The organism is Nocardia sp. NPDC058497 (assembly GCF_042720195.1).
In the GTDB taxonomy this organism is placed as follows: domain Bacteria; phylum Actinomycetota; class Actinomycetes; order Mycobacteriales; family Mycobacteriaceae; genus Nocardia.
On sequence record NZ_JBHXMY010000658.1, the window covers coordinates 1 to 3,078 of the forward strand.

Below are 3,078 nucleotides of genomic sequence, written 5' to 3' on the forward strand. Positions count from 1 at the left end.
GAGCTGGCCGACCTGGTCGCCTCACTCACGGACCAGATGATGAACGCGGCCCGCGAACTCCAGTTCGAGCTGGCGGGCCGCCTGCGTGACGAGATCGCCGACCTGAAGAAGGAACTCCGCGGAATGGACGCCGCGGGGCTCAGCTGACGATGTCGACCCGGCCGCCACGGGTTTTCGTCCGCCTCGCGTCGGAGGAGCGAGACGGAACGCCGCAGGCGCAGTATCGCTCCTCGGAGGCGAGGCACAAGGGGCCGAAAACCCCGCGGCGCCGGCCGCTAATCAGACGCAGCCATCCATGTGGCGATCCGGCGATCGGCTTCCTCACGGGACATCTCCTCGATCCGGGTGATCACCGCCCACCGATGCCCGAACGGATCGATGACCACGCCGAATCGCTCGCCGTTGACGAAGGTCTGCGGCTCCTCGGCGACGCGGGCGCCCTGGGCGATCGCGCGGGCGATCACGGCGTCGACATCGGGGCAGTAGTGCACGATCGAGGTGTGCACCCAGTCCTCGGGCGCGCGAACGTTGTTGTCGGGGATGGGCATTCCGAGCTGCAGGGTCGAATCGCCGATCAGCAGTTCCGCGTGCGCGGGCTGGCCGTCGGGCAGATCGGCCCGGCTGAGCACCTTCGCGCCGAACACCTCGGTGTAGAAGCCGATGGCCGCGTTGCCGTCCGGCACGGCCAGGAAACAAGTGATGGAGTGGTAACCCTGCGGGATGGGCGCAACGGGATTGGTCATGACTCAGATCCTGGTCGATCCGCCGTGCCCGATCTTGTAAGAAAGCGACAGATCGGATGACGGCCCCGGGCGCGGTGCCGGATCCCGGTGATATGAAAGGCATTCTGCACCCGGGCGAGCAGGCCAAGCACCGATCGCTGGACCGGCTGGCGGTCGGGCCGGCCCTGGCCGAATTCGCCGACCGCTATTGGGTCGTGCGCTGGGATCTGCGCGGCAAGCCCGCTTATCGCGCCGAAGTGCTGTCTTTTCCGTGTGTGAATGTCACCGTCGAACGCAGCAGCACCCGCACGGGTGGATTCGTGAACGGCGTGAGCACCACGAAGTACGTGCGTGAACTGGACGGCGAAGGGGAGACATTCGGTATCCGGTTCCGGCCAGGCGGGTTCGGCGCCTTCACCGGCATGGATGTCGGTGCGCTGCGCGATGATTCGGCCCCGCTGGCCGAAGTGATGCCCGCTGCGGCTGGGCTGGCGGACCGGGTGCTGGCCGAGCCCTCCGATGCGGCGCGGGTGGACATCGTCGAGGACTTCTTCGCCGGGCGCGGCCGCGCCGACGATCCGCACTACGCGCTGGTGTCGCGCATCGTCACCGCGATGGCGGCCGATCCCGCGCTCACCCGGGTCGACCAGATCACCGCCCGCTTCGCGATCCCGATCCGCACCCTGCAGCGGCTGTTCCGCCGGTATGTCGGGGCCGGGCCGAAATGGGTGCTGTGCCGATTCCGGTTGCAGGACGCCGCCGATCTGCTCGCCCGCGGTGGCAAGCCGGATCTGGCGACGCTGGCCGCCGACCTCGGCTATTTCGATCAGGCCCATTTCAGTAGGGAATTCACCGCTGAGATCGGGATGTCGCCGTGGGAATACGCGCGTAAAGCGCAGGCGAGTGCGGTGCCGACGCCGGGTTGACGGGGTGTCGAGACCCCAGAAATCGGGTATTTGAAATATTGCCGTTTCGACAGGGAGCGGTGGTGTCCGTCGATAGTCTCACCGCATGCGCAGCGGTCGCTGCTGCGTGAGAGTGAGGACATCAACGGTGACAACATCTTTCCGCCGGCACACGCGGCTGGGGCTGGCCGGCTCCGGCATCGCCACGGTCCTGGCCACGGCCGCGCTCGTCGCGCCGTTCGCGCACGCCGACGCGACCCAGCGCGTCGCGGTCGAGGGCTCCGATCACCAGGCCGGCTGCTCGTACACGATCACCGCGGTCAACGTCGTCGGCTACAGCAGCAGTGACTCCGGCGCCGACGTGACCTTCTACGACAACGGCGCGGCGATCGGCACCGTCGGCGTGCCCACCATCGGCACCACCACCACGACATGGCGGCCCGCCGCCGCGGGTCAGCACGAATTGACCGCGAAAGTCGTCGGCATCAGCACCCGGTGGATCGTGCCGGCCACGGTGACCGTTTCGCCCTCGACCGGCACCGGCAGCGCCGCCTGCGGCCTGCCCAGTTTTTCCGGCTGATGTGAGCAAAGTCCCAGTCGCGCAGTCGCGTTGATTGTGTTGTGATCGACCACAATTTCGGTGACTCGCGGTCAGATTGTCGCAGGTGAATCTTCGCGACTGTCGCGAAGACCACCGGTACGGCGGACACCGGCGCCAACACTCCCGATGTGATCTGTTGCGATTTGTCGATAAATCGGTCGGTTTTGGCGCTAGGGTCGACCCAATTGCCGCGCTGACGCTCGATTCCCGGGTCGCTCGACGCTGGCACCGACCAAGTTGGAGGAGAGATGACCGCCTACCGGACCATTGTTGTCGGTACTGATGGCTCGGATTCGTCGTACGTCGCCGTGGAGAAGGCCGCAGCGCTCGCCGGCGACGCGGACGCGACCCTCGTGCTGGCCTGTGCCTACTTCCCGACCGACGATCGCGACGTCGCCGCCGCGGCCGACGTGCTCAAGGACGAGGCCTACCAGGTGCGTGGCTCGGCGCCGACCAACGAGATCCTGCACGTCGCCCGGGAAAAGGCGATTGCCGCCGGTGCGAAGAACATCGTCGAGCGCCCGATCGTCGGCGAGCCGGTCGATTCGCTGCTCGACCTGGTCAAGGAGACCAAGGCCGACCTGCTGGTCGTCGGTAACCGGGGCCTGAACACCATCACCGGCCGCCTGCTCGGCTCGGTGCCCTCGGATGTGGCCCGCAAGTCGCGCTCGGACGTGCTGATCGTGCACACCGTGCGATAGATCAGTTCCAGTACGAACTTCGAGGGGGGCCCCCTCGGGGCGCCCCCGGGGGTTTGTCCGGGGCCGAGGCCCGCGCGGACCCCCCCCACGCCCTGGACAGCGGTGGCAAACCACCCCCCCGCTGGGGGGTGGGCTAAAAACAAAAGACA

Annotated in this window: 5 protein-coding genes; 4 read left to right on the forward strand and 1 reads right to left on the reverse strand. The window is 67.4% G+C overall.

The annotated features are described in order from the left end of the window. Positions 1–147: UvrB/UvrC motif-containing protein (locus ACFWPJ_RS29005; protein ID WP_378856121.1), on the forward strand; the 147-nt coding region annotated here is incomplete at its 5' end. 128 nt (positions 148–275) lie between these two features. Here the strand turns inward: ACFWPJ_RS29005 and ACFWPJ_RS29010 are convergent. Then, positions 276–743, reverse strand: a complete 468-nt coding sequence (locus ACFWPJ_RS29010) for a VOC family protein (RefSeq protein ID WP_378856113.1) — start codon at positions 741–743, stop codon at positions 276–278. A 92-nt stretch (positions 744–835) separates the two neighbouring features. Here ACFWPJ_RS29010 and ACFWPJ_RS29015 point away from each other — a divergent pair, with 92 nt between their 5' ends. The 3 genes from ACFWPJ_RS29015 to ACFWPJ_RS29025 all read left to right on the forward strand — a co-directional run bounded on the left by ACFWPJ_RS29015 (position 836) and on the right by ACFWPJ_RS29025 (position 2,929). Next, positions 836–1,648: a DUF6597 domain-containing transcriptional factor gene (locus ACFWPJ_RS29015; protein ID WP_378856115.1), complete on the forward strand. Its 813-nt coding sequence runs from the start codon at positions 836–838 to the stop codon at positions 1,646–1,648. Between the two features lie 127 nt (positions 1,649–1,775). Next, positions 1,776–2,207, forward strand: a complete 432-nt coding sequence (locus ACFWPJ_RS29020) for a hypothetical protein (RefSeq protein WP_378856117.1) — start codon at positions 1,776–1,778, stop codon at positions 2,205–2,207. A 269-nt stretch (positions 2,208–2,476) separates the two neighbouring features. Beyond that, positions 2,477–2,929, forward strand: a complete 453-nt coding sequence (locus tag ACFWPJ_RS29025; protein WP_378856119.1) for a universal stress protein — start codon at positions 2,477–2,479, stop codon at positions 2,927–2,929. Positions 2,930–3,078 lie beyond the last annotated feature (149 nt).